The following is a 16691-nucleotide window of genomic DNA, read 5'->3' as shown; positions in this document are numbered from 1 at the left end:
TGGGTGTCCCCAGTGCCGGGGGCCGCGGTTTGGCCTCCGGCCGGGTGTCCTCAAGCGCCGGACGGGCTGACTGTTCGGGTGCCCCGAGCGCCGAGGGTTGCGGTTTGGCCTCCGGCCGGGTGTCCTCGAGCGCCGGACGGGCTGATTGTTCGGGTGCCCCGAGTGCCGGGGGTTGCGGTTTGGCCTCCGGCCGGGTGTCCTCGAGCGCCGGACGGGCTGATTGTTTGCGTGCCCCGGGTGTCGGGGGCTGTGGTTTGGCCTCCGGCCGGGTGTCCTCAGGCGCCGGACGGGCTGGTTTGGTTTGGGTGTTCCCAGTGCCGGGGGCTGCGGGTTGCTGGTGGCCTTCGGTTCGGGGTGCTCATGTGTTGGATGCCAGGGGTGGGGTTTTTAGGGGGTGGGGTCTGTGGGGGGTGCTCCTGTGGAGGCTCTGGCTACCAGGCGGGGGGTGAAGCGGTGGTCTACGTGGGGGGCGTGGTAGCCCTGGAGTTGTTGCCACATTGCCGTGGCGATTGCTGTGGACATTTGTTCTATGGGTTGTTGGATCGTGCTCAGTGGGGGGTCGCTGTGGGCGGCCAGGTATGAGTCGTCGTAGCCGACCACCGAGATGTCGGTCGGGACGTGGCGGCCGGATTCGCGGGCGGCGGAGATTGCGCCGAGGGCCATCAGGTCGCTGCCGGTGATGATCGCCGTGGCGCCGGCGTCCAGGAGGCGGCGGGCCGCGGCTTGGCCGCCGGTGATCGAGTACGTGGACTCCACGTAGAGCGCGTCGTCGCAGCCGCCGAACGTCGCGGTCATCGCCGCGCGGTAGCCGGCCAGGCGGTGGCGGGAGGGGCGGTAGAACTCCTCGCCGCCGGCCAGCGCGATCCGGGTGTGCCCGAGGCTGTGCAGGTGCGCCACCGCCATCGCGGCGCCGGCCGCCTCGTCGGTGGTGACCGTGGACACCGGCAGGCCCGGTACGCCGCCGTTGACCAGCACCATCGCCACGTGCTTCCCGCGCAGGTGCCAGTAGAAGCCGTGGTCGGCCTCGGGGTTGGCGTGTCGTCCGGAGACCAGGACCAGCCCCTCGATGCCACGCCTCAACAGAGTTTCGATGTAGTCCAGCTCGGTCGGTCCGTGCTTCGTGGAGCTGCCGATCAGCGCGGTCACCCCGTACTGGCTCAGCCGCGCCTCCACCGCGCCGGCCAGCAGGGCGAAGGCGGGGTTCTCCAGCTCCGGCACGATGATGCCGACGAAGGGTTGGCCGACCGGGGCCGGCGCGACCATGCCCTGCTCGCGGATCGCCGCCAGGACTCGGGTCCTGGTGTGTTCGGCGACCCCGGGCTTGTCGTTGAGGACCCGGCTGACGGTCGCCGCGCTCACCCCGATCCGGTCGGCGATCCTGCGGACCGATGGGCGGTCTGGTGTCACGCGATGGTCACCTCTCTTGGGCGGATACGGCGCACGGAGGACACGCACACGCTAGCGAAACGTGTTTCTCCGTTGCAACAAAATCTTTGAAACATGTTGCAGGGTGTTGCAGTGGTCAACGCCGAGCTTTTACGCTCCTCGGCATTCGACCTGATGAACGGCATGTTTCGGAGTCGCAAACACCATGCACCCACCGGAAACACTCTGTAACACAGTGGCACATCACGACGGTTCGCCGGGCTACGTGAGCAACCCGTCGCCGCAACCGGGCGAGCGCGTCGAGCTGTTCGTGCGTGCCCGCACCGACGCCGGCGCCAAGCGGGTACACGTGCGCACCAAGCTCGACGGCGAACCGGTGTTCACCGAGGCGCGGGTGGATCGGGTGGCCGGCGACGAGACCTGGTGGCGGGTCGAGGTCGAGGTCGGCAGCACCGAGTTCGGCTACCGCTTCCTGCTCGACACCCCCACCGGCAACCGCTGGCTGACCGGCGTCGGCATCGCCTCGCGCGATGTGCCCGACACCGGCGACTTCACCCTCACCACCCACCCGGCGCCGCCCGCCTGGGCCGCCGACGCGATCGTGTACCAGATCTTCCCGGACCGCTTCGCCCGCTCCGCCCGGCAGAGCGACACGCTCCCGGACTGGGCCACTCCGGCCGGCTGGGACGACCCCGTCCCGTGGGGCACCCCGGGCGCGCTGCAGCAGATCTACGGCGGCGACCTGTGGGGCGTGCTCGACCGGCTCGACCACATCCGGGGACTGGGCGCGAACGTCCTCTACCTCACCCCGTTCTTCCCGGCCCGCTCCAACCACCGCTACGACGCGACCACCTTCGACCGGGTCGACCCGCTGCTCGGCGGCGACGAGGCGCTGCGGGCGCTGACCGCCGAGGCGCACCGGCGCGGCATGCGGGTGATCGGCGACCTGACGCTCAATCACTCCGGGGACGGGCACGAGTGGTTCCGGCGCGGACAGGCCGAACCGGACTCCGCCGAGGCGGGTTTCTACTACTTCGACGGCGCGGATCGAGGCCGCTACGCCTCGTTCTGCGGTGTGGACACGCTGCCGAAGTTCGACCACGCCTCCGCCGAGTTGCGGGCGCGGTTGTACGAAGGCGCGGGCTCGGTGGTGGCGCGGTATCCGCGCGACTTCGGGCTCGACGGCTGGCGGATCGACGTCGCCCAGTCGGCCGGCCGCTACGGCACCCAGGACCGCAACGCCGAGGTGGCCCGCGCCACCCGCGCCACGCTGAACGCCGCCGCGCCGGACACGCTGCTCCTGGCCGAGCACCAGCACGACGCGTCCGTGTCCCTGCGCGGCGACGGCTGGCAGGGCACGATGGCCTACGCCGGCTTCACCCGACCGGTCTGGGGGTGGCTCGCCGACGCGCCGCTCACCGAGTTCTGGGGGGTGCCCGGGCCGATCCCGGACTACGGCGGCGCCGAACTGGCGGCCGTCATGCGGGACTTCGCCGCCCTGCTGCCCTGGCGCTCGTACACCCACAACCTGACCCTGCTCGACTCGCACGACACCCAGCGGTTCCGCTCGATGGCCGGGCGCGAACGCCAACACTTGGGCGCCGCCCTGCTGTTCACCCTGCCGGGCCTGCCGATGGTGTTCGCCGGCGACGAGGTCGGCGTGGAAGGGGTGCACCTGGAGGACGGCCGCCGGCCGTTCCCGTGGGACCCCGCGCGCTGGGACCACGACACCCACCGCGTCTACCGCGACCTGATCGCGCTGCGGCGCGGACACCGGGCGCTGCGCGAGGGCGGCCTGCGTTGGCTGCGCTGCGAGGCCGACACCGTGCTGTTCGAGCGATGGTTGCCCGAGGAGACGCTGCTCGTCCAGGTCGACCGCGCCTCGCACGCCCCGGTCGCCGCGCCGGTCGCCGCGCACAGCCTGACCGGCGGACCCGACCTGCGCCCCGGCGAGCCGATGCCCGCCGACGGACCGGCCTTCCACGTCTGGCGGGTGGAACGCGCGTGACCCGCACCGAGCCCACCGCCCCCGCACCCACCCCGGGAGAGTCACCCCGCATGTCCCTGCCCGCGAACACCGGCGGCGTGATCGAGACGTTGTCGAACGTACGCTCGACGCACCTGGACAACGTGCGCGACGTCCACGTGTACCTGCCGCCCGGCTACGACCGGCAGGCCGGACCGTACCCCGTGGTGTGGCTGCACGACGGGCAACACGTGTTCGCCCGCACCGGCCTCGAACCCAGCTGGCGGGTCGAGGAGACCCTGGACCGGCTGATCGCCGCCGGCCTGCTGCCGCCGCTGATCGCGGTGGCCGTGGACAACGGACGCGACGACCGCGGCGCCGAGTACAGCCACTACGTGCCGTACCCGCGCGACCCGCGCGCGTTGTCCCGGGGCGAGCTGTACGAGCGTTTCCTGATCGAGGAGTTGCGCCCGCTGATCGCGGCCCGGTACCCGATCACCGACGACCCGGCGCACACCGCCGTACTCGGCTCCTCGATGGGCGGCCTGGTCAGCTACCACCTGGCGTTTCGCCGCCCCGACGTGTTCGGCCTGGCCGGAGTGCTCTCGCCGTTCCTGGTCTTCGTCGACCCGATCACCCTCGCCGAGACGCCCGTGCACCACCGGCAGAGCGCGCGCGGCCCGGAGCGGATCTGGATCGACATCGGCGGCATGGAGGGCCTGATCACCGTGCAACACACCCGCGACCTGGTCGACCACCTCGTCACCGACCTCGGCTACGCGCCGGACCGCGAGGTGCGCTTCCACGAGGATCCGCAGGCGCCGCACCACGAGAGCGCCTGGGCCCGGCGGGTGGGCAGCGCGCTGCTGTACCTGTTCGGCGACGCCGACCTGCCGCTGGTCGAGCTGACCATGCCCGAGCGGCCCGCGGTGGCCACCGGACAGGCCGACGTGAGCGTGGCGCCGGTGGGCGTGCGTGCCGACGGCTGCACCTACTCGGTGCTGGACGCCGGGCTCGCCTGGACCCCCGCCGACGCGCTGCGCCCGCTCGGCCTGGCCCGGGTCACCCCCGGTCGACCCGGGCCCGTCACGCTGACCGCGACGGCCGGCGGCCATACCGCCGAGGGCACGTTGGAGGTGGTCGAGGGCGGCGCCGACGCGCTGTTGGAGGTCACCGTGACCACCGCCGCCGACCTGCCCGCCGACGAGACCGTGTACTACTCCGGCCTGGTCACCACCCGCGTTGCCGCCGGCATCCACCACGGCACCTGGCGGCTGCCGCGCGGGGTGGGCCTGAACGGCGCGGTCGGCCGCGGCTGGCGCTGCGACGGCCTCACCGAGGACGGCACGCCGATCCGCGACCCCTTCCACCACGACGGCGACCGCCGGATCACCGTGCACGTTCCCGCGTGGACCGACCCGAACGCGCAGACCCCCGCGGCGCCCGCCGCCGACCCCGCGCCCGAGACCGACGCGATTGCACCCATCGAGGAGACCCCGTGAGACCACGACTGCTGCTCCCGGCCGTGCTCGCCGCCGCCACGCTGCTCGTCAGCGCGTGCGCCGGCGGGGGCGGCGACAAGGGCGACGACAAGACCGCCCCGCCTGTCTCGGCCCCGGCGGCCGGCAACGGCTCGCTGACCGTCTGGGCCGACGACGCCCGGGCCAAGCCGCTCCAGGACATCGCCGCCGCGTTCACCCGGGACAAGGGCGTCAAGGTCAAGGTCGTGCAGAAGGGCCTGGGCGAGATCCGCGACGACTTCGTCTCCCAGGCCCCCACCGGCCAGGGCCCCGACGTGGTCGTCGGTCCGCACGACTGGCTCGGCAAACTCGTCCACAACGGGGTGCTCGCACCGCTCGAACTCGGCGACCGCGCCGCCGCGTTCTCCCCGGTCGCGCTGGAGGCGATGCGCTACGAGGGCCGCACGTACGGACTGCCGTACGCCGTCGACAGCATCGCCCTCCTGCGCAACACCGAACTGGCCCCGCAGGCCCCGGCCTCCTTCGACGAACTGCTCGCCACCGGCCGCCGGTTGGTCGAACAGGGCCGGGCCGAACTGCCGGTGGCGGTACCGGTCGACGCCAAGAGCGGATCGCCGTACCACCTGTACCCGCTGCAGACCTCGTTCGGCTGCCAGGTCTTCGGCACCAAGCCCGACGGCGCCTACGACCAGACCAAACTCGAACTGGACAGCCCCGGTTGCCGGCGCTTCGGCCCCTGGCTGCGCGGCCTGGGCAAGGACGGCGTGCTCTCCACCTCGCTCACCGCCGACATCGCCACCGACGCCTTCCTCAAGGGCAAGACCCCGTTCCTGCTCGCCGGCCCCTGGGACGCGGCGACCTTCCGCGCCGCGCACGTGCCGTTCGCGGTCGACCCGGTGCCCAGCGCCGACGGCTCCCCGGCCCGGCCGTTCGTCGGCGTCCAGGGCTTCTTCGTCGGCGCCAAGTCGGCAAACCCGATCCTGGCCCAGGATTTCGTGCTCAACTACCTCTCCACCCCGCAGGCGCAGCGAGCCCTGTACGACACCGGCGGCCGGGTCCCGGCGACCACCGCCGTGCTCGCCCAGGTCGAGAACGACCCGGTGGTGGCCGGTTTCGCCCGCGCCGCCCAGGCGGGCATGCCGACGCCGAACCTGCCCGCGATGGACAGCGTGTGGGCCGACTGGGGCCTGACCCAACTGGCCATCATCCAGGGACACGGCGATCCGGGGGAGCTGACCGGCGCGATGGCCGCACGCATCCGCGCCAAGATCGCCGCCGGCTGAGCCGGAGCGACGAGGAGAGACCGAGATCGTGACCCAGACCCTGTCCACCCAACCGCCGCACACCCCACCGGGCCGGCGACCCACGGCCCACCCCGGCCACCCCCCGGCCCGCCGCGGCCTCGTCGGCCTCGCCGTGCGGATCGTCCTGCTCGCCGTCGTCGACGCCCTCGCGGTCTACGGGCTCCTCGCACTGGCCGCGCAGCACAAGTGGGGGATGTTCGGCGCCCTGCTCGTGGGCACGGTCGCGGTCAACGTGATCTACGCCGGCAAACGCCACGTGCCGGCCAAGTACCTCGCCCCCGGCGTCGCGTTGCTGCTCGTGTACCAGGTGTACGTGGTGTTCTACACCGGGTTCGCCGCCTTCACGAACTACGGCGACGGCCACAACAGCGACAAGCCCGACGCCGTCGCGGCGATCCTCGCGCACAGCGAGACCCGCGTACCCGACTCGCCGGTACGCCCGGCCACGGTCGTCGCCCGCGGCGACCGGGTCGGCCTGCTGGTGACCCTGCCCGACCGGGGTGTACGCCTCGGGTGGTCAGGGCACCCGTTGGAGCCCGTCGCGGACCCGGTGTACGACTCCGTCGGCCGCGCGGTCGCCGCGCCCGGCTGGCACCCGCTGAGCTATGCGCAGATCGCGAGCCGGCAGAAGGAGATCAGCGAACTGCGGGTGCCCGCGAGCGAGGATCCGAACAGCGGCAGCCTGCGCACCGCCGACGGGATCAGCGCCGCCGCCTACCGGTCCACGCTCGACTACGACCGCGACGCCGACACCATCACCGACCGGGCCACCGGCAAGGTCTATCGACCCACCTCCGACGGCGTCTTCGCCGCCGCCGACGGCACCAGGCTCAGTCCGGGGTGGAAGGTCTTCGTCGGCCTGGACAACTTCGAGAGGATCCTCACCGACCGCGACATCCGCGGACCCTTCCTCGGCGTGCTGGTATGGACCTTCGTCTTCGCCGGCATCTCGGTCGCGGTGCCGTTCGCCATCGGACTGGTCCTGGCCGCGGTGCTCGACGGCAAACGGCTGCGCGGGCACCGGATCTACCGTTCGCTGATCATGCTGCCCTACGCCTTCCCGGCGTTCCTGGCCGCACTGGTCTGGCAGGGCCTGCTCAACACCGACTACGGCTACGTCAACGTCTCGCTCCTGGACGGCGCGCACATCCCGTGGCTCACCGATCCGTGGTTGGCCCGGCTCAGCGTGCTCGCGGTCAACGTCTGGATCAGCTTCCCGTACATGTTCCTGATCTGTACCGGCGCGCTCCAGGCGATCCCCGCCGAGGTCACCGAGGCGGCGCGGATCGACGGCGCGGGACGCGGACAGATCCTGCGGCACATCAAACTGCCGCTCCTGCTCACCGCCGTCACCCCGATGCTGATCGCGACCTTCGCGTTCAACTTCAACAACTTCAACGTCATCTACATGCTCACCGGCGGCGGTCCCAAGGACCCCGACGCGCCGATCGAGGTCGGCTCCACCGACCTGCTGATCTCGCTGGTGTACAAACTCGCCTTCGGCGGCAGCAATCGCCAATACGGCATGGCCTGCGCCGTGTCGATCCTGATCTTCGTGGTGGTCGCCGCGATCTCCGTCGTCGGCCTGCGCCGCAGCCGCGCGTTCGAGGAGTCCTGATGATCCGTTGGTTCGCGCGCACCGGATGGCGGCACCTGATCGGGGTGCTCGCGGTCGTGGTGGCCGTCTTCCCCCTGGTGTTCGTGCTCTCCGCGTCGCTGAACCCCAGCGGCACCCTGACCGGATCCAACGAACTGTTCTCGGACACCACCGACGCGCACTACCGGGAACTGTTCGACGACCCGCTGCACCCGTTCGGCAAGTGGTTCCTGAACTCGATGGCGGTCGGGCTGGCCACCGCGATCGGGTCGGTGTTCCTGGGCGCGTGCGCCGGCTACGCCTTCTCGCGCTTTCGGTTCCGGGGGCGCAAGGCCGGGCTGACCACACTGCTCCTGGTCCAGATGTTCCCGCAACTGCTTGCCTACGTCGCGCTGTTCCTGCTCCTGTCCGGCTTCGACGACGTCTTCCCCGCGATCGGCCTGAGCAGCCGGCTGGGGCTGGTGATGATCTACCTCGGCGGCGCGCTCGGGGTGAACACCTACCTGATGAAGGGCTTCTTCGACACCGTGCCGCGCGACCTCGACGAGGCGGCGCGAATCGACGGGGCCTCGCACGCCCAGGTGTTCTTCCGGATCGTGCTGCCGCTGGTGGCACCGGTGTTGGCCGTGGTCGCGCTGCTGTCCTTCGTGGCCACGCTCAACGACTTCGTGATCGCGAGCCTGGTCCTGAACGACCCGGACAAGCAGACCCTCGCGGTCGGGCTCTACCACTTCATCTCGTACGGAGTGGGCCGCAACTGGGGCGTGTTCGCGGCGGGCGTGCTGATCGCGGCGCTGCCGGTGCTGGTGCTGTTCCAGTTCCTGCAACGTTTCATCGTCGGCGGCCTGACGGCCGGAGCGGTGAAGAACTGACCCGGCGCGGGCGCTCGATGTTGTGTTTCGACTTCTCCCTCGAAGGAAGCTCTCGGATGACCGTCACGACCACGAACACCCGTACGACCACCGGCTGGTGGCGCGACTCGGTGATCTATCAGGTGTACGTGCGCAGCTTCGCGGACGGCAACGGCGACGGGATCGGCGATCTGCCCGGTGTGCGCAGCCGACTGCGCTATCTGAGCGAACTGGGCGTGGACGCCGTCTGGCTCACCCCGTTCTACGCCTCCCCACAGGCCGACCACGGCTACGACGTGGCCGACTACCGGGCCGTCGACCCGCTGTTCGGCACCCTTCAGGACGCCGACGCGCTGCTGCGCGACGCGCACGCGCACGGCCTGCGGGTGATCGTCGACCTGGTGCCCAACCACACCTCCGAGGCGCACGCCTGGTTCGTCGAGGCGCTGGCCGGCGGCCCCGGATCGGCCGCCCGCGAGCGGTACCACTTCCGTCCCGGTCGCGGTGCCGACGGGGAACTGCCGCCCAACGACTGGGAGTCGGTGTTCGGCGGCCGGGCCTGGACCCGGGTGCCGGACGGCGAGTGGTACCTGCACCTGTTCGCCCCCGAGCAGCCCGACCTGAACTGGGAACACCCCGAGGTGCACACCGAGTTCGAGGACGTGCTGCGCTTTTGGCTGGACCTGGGCGTGGACGGTTTCCGGATCGACGTCGCACACGGCCTGGTCAAGGCCGAGGGCCTGCCCGACATCGGCGGCGGCGCCGGAATCGAACTGCTCGGCAGCGCCGAACTGCCGTTCTTCGACCAGGACGGGGTGCACGAGATATACCGCGGCTGGCGGCGCATCCTCGACGGATACCCCGGCGCCCGGATGGCCGTCGCCGAGGCCTGGACACCGAGCCCGGAGCGCACCGCGCGCTATGTGCGCCCCGACGAGCTGCACCAGGCGTTCAACTTCCACTACCTGGGCACCGATTGGGCCGCGCCCGCGCTGCGCGAGGTGATCGACGCGTCGTTGGCCGGCGCCGCCGGTGTCGGCGCCCCGGCGACCTGGGTGTTGTCCAACCACGACGTGCACCGCCACGTCACGCGCTACGGCGACGGGGAGACGGGGCTGCGCCGGGCCCGGGCCGCCGCGCTGTTGACGCTGGCGCTGCCCGGCTCGGTCTATGTGTACCAGGGCGAGGAACTGGGCCTGCCGGAGGTGTTGGACCTGCCGGACGAGGTGTTGCAGGACCCGAGGTGGGAGCGGTCCGGGCACACCGAGCGGGGCCGGGACGGCTGCCGGGTGCCACTGCCGTGGTCGGGCGGGCGGGCGCCGTACGGATTCGGCGCGCCGGGCAGTGCGCCGACCTGGCTGCCGCAGCCGGGTGACTGGGCCGGGTTGAGCGTCGAGGCGCAGTGGGACGACCCCGCGTCCACGCTGTCGCTGTACCGGTCGGCGTTGGCGATCCGTCGGGCGCACCCGGACCTCGGAGACGGCGCGGAACTGCGGTGGTTGCCGTCACCGGAGGACACGTTGGTCTTCCGGCGCGGGAACGGGCCGGTGTGCGCGGTGAACCTGGGCGCGGAGCCGGTGCGGCTGCCCGAGTACGGGCCGGTGTTGCTCGCGAGCGGTGAGCTGCCCGGGGATGGCGTGCTGCCGGGCGACACGGCGGCGTGGTATGCGGTGGACGGGGACTGAGCGGGCCGGTTCGAGTTCGGCGGAGTCCGGCTGTTCGGCGGAGCCCGGGTGTTCGGCGGCGGCTTCCCATGGGTGGGAGTCGCTGCCGATCGGCCGCTGTCGTGGGGCCCGGGGGTCCGGCTACAGTGGGAGGGTGGCGCAGTTCGAAGTAATCGTGGACCCGGAACGCGAAGCCTGGCTCGGGCGGATGCTCACCGAATCCAATACGGCGGTCTCACCGAATCTGGCAGCCCTGCGCGGGACTTCCGCCGAGAACGAGGAACCCCTCCAGCTCTATGTGCGCGACGACGACGGTGATCTCGTCGGCGGCTTGACCGGCTATACCTGGGCCTACTGGCTGCACGTGCACCTGCTGTGGGTCGACGCGCGCCTGCGCGGCGCCGGGTTGGGTTCGGAACTCCTGGAGCGAGCCGAGAAGATCGCATCGACCGAGCGCGAGTGTCGGCACGTGCGACTGGAGACGTGGGACTTCCAGGCTCCGGACTTCTACCGCGGGCACGGCTACGAACTCGCGGGAACCGTGCCGGACTACCCGCCGGGCAGTGTCGAGTACATCTTCGTCAAACGCCTCGGCTGAGCGGCGTTCGGCAGGCGGGTGTCGCTCGGCTGATGGGTGCCGCCATGGCCACCGCGGTGTCCAGGAGTTCGATCAGCGTGCCGGAGAAGTCGGGCAGGAGTCGTACGGCCACCGTCCAGGCTTCCGGGGCCGTGCCGAGGCGGGCCCGGAGGCGATGCGGTCGTAATTCGTCGGGCAGCCGCCAGGGGGCGAGCGCGGGTCGGCGGGCGGTCGGATCCTCGATGATCGCCGAGCCGGCCAGGAGGTCGAATGCGACGTGGGCCGGGCGGCACGTACGGAGGATGTCCTCGACGGTCAACGCGCCGCGATCCAGCGCGGCCCACACCCACGTGCGCGCATGTTGCGGATGGTCGGGTACGAACGCCAGCCGCGCGAGCAGGAGTTCGCGCGGGCAGTCGGGGTGCGCGACCACCGCGTCCCGGACCTGATCCGGCCAGGTGTCGCGAGTCAGGGTCTCGATCAGCGTGTCCCACGGCGGTGGCCCGCACTCGGCGAGGACGAGGTCGGCGGCATGGGCCGGGCCGCGCAGGGCCATGACGATCGCCGCCGGCGTGGTTACCTCGGCCAGTCGGGCGTGCAGCAGCGCCGGGCCGTCGACGTCGTCCAGGGCGGCGCGGGCGAGCTTCACGGTCTCGGCCGGAAAGGGGTTGCGCGAGTCCTCCAGGCCGTGGCGGGTGGCCTCGTCGATCAGGGCGCGCACGCCGTCGGGGCCGGCGTCCCGCCACCGGTCGAGCAGCGCGCGCAGCCGACCGGCGTCGGTGTAGAGGGCGCGCCGGTGCAGCACGATCCGCGCGACGCGGGGGTCGTCCGAGGCGGGGGCGACGTCGACCGCCGGCCGGCGGTTGGGCCCTTCGTCGCGTTCGAGGCAGCCGAGCAGGGCGGAGGCGAGCGGGACCGTGCCCGGGCGGCCCGTGCGGTCCACACCGGACAGCAGGCGGGTCACCGCCGCCTCGTCCAGGTGGGCGCGGCGAAACAGCAGGGCGTTCACCGCGGGATCGTCGAGATCCAGTAACTCGGCGACCGTCTCCGGGGATTGCTCGGCCACGCCGGCCAGGATCAGGTTCGCGGCGGGCCCGTGCACGGCCCGGAGGCGTTCGCGCAGCGCGCGGTCGGGCGGGGCGGCGGCCAGCAGGGGGCGCAGTGCGGGCGGGTCGAGCAGGGATACCAGCGCGTGTTGTTGTGCGCTGCTCGCGCAGCGGAACAGCAGGATGCGGGCCGGGTCGCCGCCGGAGGGGCGGCTGTGCGCCCGGTTCGGGGCGGAGCCGGCGAGGGCCGTCGCGACGAGGGCGGCCGGGGTGCCGGGGAAGCGCGGGAGTTCGGCGAGGACGGTGGACCACGCGTCGGCGTCGGTGCCCAAGGGGGCGAGGAGTTCGCGTACGCAGGCGTGAACGGCGGGGTCCTCGTCGGGCAGGGCCAAGAGCACCGCCACGGCCGGTCCGGCTTCGGTGAGCAGCGCGGACGCGGTGAATCGGCCGCGACGCAGGCCCCGGCGCAGGAGCGGGGTCCATTCCCATTCGTCGTGGTCGAGATCGTGATCGCAGTCTCGCCCCGGAGTGGGCGCGGGGAGGCGGAAGGCGCGGGCGCGCAGGGTGGGGCGGGCGGATCGGCCGCCGTCCCGGACGATCTCGTCGGGGCAGTCGGCCCATCGGGCGAGGACCGCGGTCACCGACGAGGGGAAGGGTTTGCGCAGGTGTTCCTCGCGCGCGGCGGACCAGTCGGGCGGGACCGGGACGGGACCCTTGGCGCGGCGGATGCGCAGGAGTAACAGGTGCGTGGCGAAGGAGAGTCGGCGGCCCTCGGCGGTGGCCGGGTCGTCGAGGCGGTCGAGCAGGTCGCCGTGGTCGAGGTCGCCGGCCGCGCGACGGAAGCGAGCGAACGCGGATTCGTCGAGGAGGGCGCGCAGCGCACGGTGGCGTTCGGCGACCACGGCCGGGGGTAGGTCGGGGCCGAGTTCGAGCAGGGCGTGTGCGACCAGTTCGCCGAAGGGGGCCCACAACGCCGGTTCGAGCAGCCGTTCGTGATGCTGCGTCAGCAGCCAGGGCACGAAGCCGTGCGGCGCGCGCCAGTCGGGATCCGCGGGATCGGCGGCGGCGAGGACGGCGCGCCGGAGCACGACCGTGTGCCGCTCGGGGTTCGTGGGCCGGTACAGGGTGCGGGCCAGGGCGGGGCGGCCGAGTCGGGCCAGGCGCAGCAGGGTGTCGTGGCCCAGGCCGGGGTTCGCGGCCAACGCCCGGAGCAGGTCCGTGTCGTCGGTCTCGAACACGGCCTCGATCAGGGCGCGCGGCAGCGCCCGGGCACGGCGCAGGGCCAGGAGGCCGGAACCGCCCAGTCGCCGGAGCAGTGCGCCGGATTGGCCTCGACCGACGTTTCGGAGCGCCACCACGGCGGCGGTTCCGGATGTGCCGGTCTCGTGCATGCGGGGGCCTCCTGGGGGCGCTGGTGCGGCCCTGGGGACATTACGCGATGGGTTGATGTTCCGGATGGGGGTGGGGTGTTGCTGGTGGGGAGGCCTTTTCGGTCGGACGGGTGGACCCGCGGCGCCGGCGGCGATGCAGGAGCCGGGCGGTGATCAGCGCGAGCAGGGCCGCCGCGGTGGCCACCGCGCTCCAGGGGATGGCGCGAACGGTGGTGTGGGCGTGGGTGGTCGGGCCCGTGTCGGGGGAGCCGCCCGGGACGGGTGTCGGGTGCAGGGCGAGGTCGACGTCCAGGCGGAAGGCCTGGGTGACGCCGGATACGCGCACGGTTCGGGTGAGCGAGGCGCCGGGCAGCAACTCCGGGAGCGGGTCCAGTTTTCGGTGGGTGCCGGTCAGGCCCCAGGGGCCGCGGACGGTTAGGTCCGGGCGGGCGCCCAGGCGGATGTTGCCGCTGTTCCGGACGGTGTAGGTGACGTTCAGGGCGCCGTCGCGTGGGTCGAGCGAGGTGCGCAGGCTCGCGCTGAGGCCGCCGGAGGTGAGCGCGGGACGCAGCGGGCCGTCGACGCGCAGGTACATACGGGTGCCGACGCGGCGGTCGACCACGACCCGGTTGCCGGCGCGGTCCCGGCCGGGACCGGCGAGGGAGGCGACGATGCCGCCCGCGTGGTCGCCGGGGGAGGCGTCGGCGGGGACGGCGAGTTCGAACGGCACGTCGCTGCGGGCGTGCGGCGGCACGGTGATCCGGCTCTCCTTGAGGCGGATCCACGCGCCGACGTCGGCGGCGGGGCGGCCGGCGGCGAGGAGGTCGAAGCCGCCGGAGGCGGTGGTGAAGGCGTCCTGCGCGTAGAGGTCGACGGTGAGGGGTTCGTCGCCGACGTTGGTGACGGCGACGTAGTCGACCTGGCGGGCGCCGGGGGCCAGGGCGTACCGGAACGCCGGCCGGTCGTCGGGCCCGTGCTCGGTGGAGGGCTGGACGGACCAGGTGGCGGGCGGGGGTACGGCGTCGGCGGGCGCGGGCGCCGTCGTGGCGGCGGCGGTGGTGAACAGGCAGGCGCTGAACAGGCAGGCGAGGGTCGCGGCGATGCCGGCAAGGGTGGTGCCGGCTCGGCGGAAGCGGCGGGTCGGGGGGTGGGGCATGGGGTTCCGTTCGGGGCCCACAGGCGGCGCGGGGGTCGGTGTGTCCCCGCGCCGCCCGTGGTGTGGTCGGGGCTCGCCGTCAGATCGCGGTGACCGTCAGGGTGGCGCTGTAGGTGCCGGGGGCCGTGGTGGTGGGCAGGTTCAGGCTCAGGTCGGCGCCCAGGACCGCGGTGCCTCGGCCGTGGCCCGCTTCGGCGCTGCCGAGGGTGCGGGTGGTCTTGATGCCGCCGTCGGTCGCCGGGGCGATCGGGGTACCGGCCGTGACCTGCTGGCCGTCGCCGGCCTTGACCACCTTCGGAGTCCAGCCGAGGGCCGAGCCGTCGAAGCCGGGGCCGCCCTGGGCGGTGGTGAAGTCGGTGATCTGGCCGCTGACGTTCCAGCCCGGGTCCGCCGCGCGCAGGTCGGTGACCTGCACGGTGTTCAGCGCGCCGGAGGTGGCCAGCCGGTCGCCGGAGGCGGTGAGTTCGGGCGCGGGCAGGGTTACCGTACCGCCGGCCGAGGTCATGGTCAGGGCGCCGGTGCTCGCGACCGTGGTGGTGATGATCTGGCTGCCGGACAGCGGGTCGCCGCCGGGAGTGGTGCCGCCGCTCGCGGTGAGCGCGACCTGGTCGACGGCCCAGAAGCGGCTGTTGGTGCCGGTGTAGCGGAAGCGGACCTGTGCGGTCTTGGCGCCGTCCGGCACGTCGAGGGTGAGGCGTTCGACCTGGTTGGTGTCCGTGCGGTAGGACTTGACGAGCTTGGCCTCGCCGCCGTCCCAGGACACGTACACGTCGCCCGTCTGCGGGCCGTCCACCTGGTAGTCGGTGACGTAGCTCAGGTCGACCTTCGCCTTGCCCTGGACCGGGTAGGCCGGGGAAACGAGCGTCGAGTCGAACCGGCCCGCCGCGTGCGCCTTGTCGTCCCACTCGTCGGAGTCGGCGACGGCGAACACGTTGCGGCTGCGCACGTTGCCCTCGCGGGCTTGGCCGCCCTCGGTGCGGGTGAAGAACTCGTCGGTGGCGAACGACCAGCCGCGCCACTCGGTCACCCCGCCGGTGGGCATCGCGGAGTTGTCGATGGACCAGCCCTCGGGCGCGGTGTGCGTGAAGCCCTTGATGCCGGTGGGGATGCCGGCCTCGTCGACCCGCTCGGACAGGGTCGGCCGCAACGTGTCGAAGGCGTCCGGCTCGATCTCGTCGATCGGCTGCCCGTCCAGGCCCCACGCGGGGTCGATGCGGACGCCCTCGTGCTTGAGCACGGTCGGCGCGATGTCGACCAGGCGCACGTCGTAACGCACGGTGCCGGCGGGCAGCCCGGCGCCGTTGGCGATGACGAAGGTCTGCCGCTCCTGCGGCGTCGCGCCGCCGTGGCCGCCGGAGTCGGTGTGGCCGTGGTCGGCGGTGACCAGGACCAGCCAGTCCTCCTGGGCGTACGTCGGACGGGCGCGCAGCGCGTCCAGCACCTTGCCCACGCGCGTGTCGGCGTCCTTGACGGCCTTGGCGTATTCGGGGCTGGTGCCGCCGTTGTTGTGGCCGGCGCCGTCGACCGCGTCCAGGTGCATGAACGTGGTGTCCGGATTGCCCGTGGACAGGTACCGCGCGGTGGTGTCGGCGGCGACGTCGTCGTTCTCGTCGGTGGGCACGCGCACGTCGACCTTCGGCGAGAAGATCGTGGACGCGATCGGCCCCCACGCGCCGACCACGAGGGTCGAAGCGGTCGGGTCGGCGGTCTCCAGACGGGTCGCGAAGTCGGGGTACTTGTCGTACCGGGAACCCGCGAACGTGTTGTCGTGCACGCCGTGCTTGTCGGGCCAGACGCCGGTGGCGATGGTCGACCAGCCGGGGCCGGAGACGGTGGGCGCGAACGGCTGCGCGTACAGGTTGCTCGGCGCGCTGACACCGCCGGCCATGAGCGCCTTCAGGTTGGGCGCGTCACCGCTCTGCAGCTTGTCGAAGCGCAGTCCGTCGATGCCGATGACCAGCGTCTTCGCCTTCTTGGTGCCGTTGGGCAACGGCGGCGTCGAGTCGCCGGCGGCGGGGGACGCGGCGAGTGCGGCGCCGGCCAGGGCGAGCGGGACGGCGAACGCGGCGACCGCGGTCGCCGCGAGGCCGCGCCGGGCGCGGATGGATCCGTACACTGCGATAACTCCCTCGGTGGATGAACCGGAGTGGGGTCGGTCCGAGGCGGGCGCAATCCGCCGCGGACCCGCCGGGGCGGGGGCGGGGGGGGGGGGGGGGCCCCCCCGTGGGTGGGTCTGGGGCGCCGGCACCGAATAAAAGAAAAAAAAACACAAACAAAAAACAAAAAAAAAAAG

General features: G+C 72.5%; 11 protein-coding genes. 7 read left to right on the top strand and 4 right to left on the bottom strand.

The window, feature by feature from the left end:
- Nucleotides 1-387: 387 nt before the first annotated feature.
- Entirely contained in the window at nt 388-1407 is a 1020-nt protein-coding gene (locus tag ACWGR4_RS18170) for a LacI family DNA-binding transcriptional regulator (RefSeq protein ID WP_452129196.1), read from the bottom strand.
- A 214-nt stretch (nt 1408-1621) separates the two neighbouring features.
- Between ACWGR4_RS18170 and ACWGR4_RS18165 the strand changes: the two genes are divergently transcribed.
- From ACWGR4_RS18165 to ACWGR4_RS18135, 7 genes are all read left to right on the top strand, one after another.
- Nucleotides 1622-3394, top strand: coding sequence for a glycoside hydrolase family 13 protein (locus ACWGR4_RS18165; RefSeq protein WP_452129197.1), 1773 nt, complete (start codon nt 1622-1624; stop codon nt 3392-3394).
- Between the two features lie 50 nt (nt 3395-3444).
- A complete protein-coding gene (locus ACWGR4_RS18160) occupies nt 3445-4854 on the top strand; it encodes an alpha/beta hydrolase (protein ID WP_452129198.1) in 1410 nt (469 codons plus the stop codon).
- Nucleotides 4851-6116, top strand: coding sequence for a sugar ABC transporter substrate-binding protein (locus ACWGR4_RS18155; RefSeq protein WP_380002590.1), 1266 nt, complete (start codon nt 4851-4853; stop codon nt 6114-6116). Before ACWGR4_RS18160 ends, ACWGR4_RS18155 begins: the two co-directional genes overlap by 4 nt.
- Before the next feature lie 28 nt (nt 6117-6144).
- Complete coding sequence (locus tag ACWGR4_RS18150) at nt 6145-7755, top strand: ABC transporter permease subunit (RefSeq protein ID WP_380002589.1); 1611 nt, start codon at nt 6145-6147, stop codon at nt 7753-7755.
- Entirely contained in the window at nt 7755-8606 is an 852-nt protein-coding gene (locus tag ACWGR4_RS18145; RefSeq protein ID WP_452129199.1) for a sugar ABC transporter permease, read from the top strand. The genes ACWGR4_RS18150 and ACWGR4_RS18145 overlap by 1 nt, the downstream gene beginning before the upstream one ends.
- A gap of 56 nt (nt 8607-8662) precedes the next feature.
- Nucleotides 8663-10270 (top strand): glycoside hydrolase family 13 protein, encoded by a 1608-nt coding sequence (locus ACWGR4_RS18140; protein WP_380002587.1) that lies wholly within the window; start codon nt 8663-8665, stop codon nt 10268-10270.
- Between the two features lie 133 nt (nt 10271-10403).
- Complete coding sequence (locus ACWGR4_RS18135) at nt 10404-10847, top strand: GNAT family N-acetyltransferase (RefSeq protein WP_452129200.1); 444 nt, start codon at nt 10404-10406, stop codon at nt 10845-10847.
- Here ACWGR4_RS18135 and ACWGR4_RS18130 read toward each other — a convergent pair.
- The 3 genes from ACWGR4_RS18130 to ACWGR4_RS18120 form a co-directional block, all read right to left on the bottom strand.
- Nucleotides 10831-13263, bottom strand: coding sequence for a hypothetical protein (locus ACWGR4_RS18130; protein ID WP_452129201.1), 2433 nt, complete (start codon nt 13261-13263; stop codon nt 10831-10833). The two genes, ACWGR4_RS18135 and ACWGR4_RS18130, sit on opposite strands and share 17 nt — an antisense overlap.
- Before the next feature lie 40 nt (nt 13264-13303).
- A complete protein-coding gene (locus tag ACWGR4_RS18125) occupies nt 13304-14398 on the bottom strand; it encodes a WxL protein peptidoglycan domain-containing protein (protein WP_452129202.1) in 1095 nt (364 codons plus the stop codon).
- A gap of 79 nt (nt 14399-14477) precedes the next feature.
- Entirely contained in the window at nt 14478-16514 is a 2037-nt protein-coding gene (locus ACWGR4_RS18120) for an alkaline phosphatase family protein (RefSeq protein ID WP_452129203.1), read from the bottom strand.
- Between the last annotated feature and the right edge of the window lie 177 nt (nt 16515-16691).

It is taken from the genome of Embleya sp. NPDC055664 (assembly GCF_053618075.1).
Note: the sequence above shows the minus strand (reverse complement) of the source record. Positions and strands in the feature narration are given on the sequence as shown.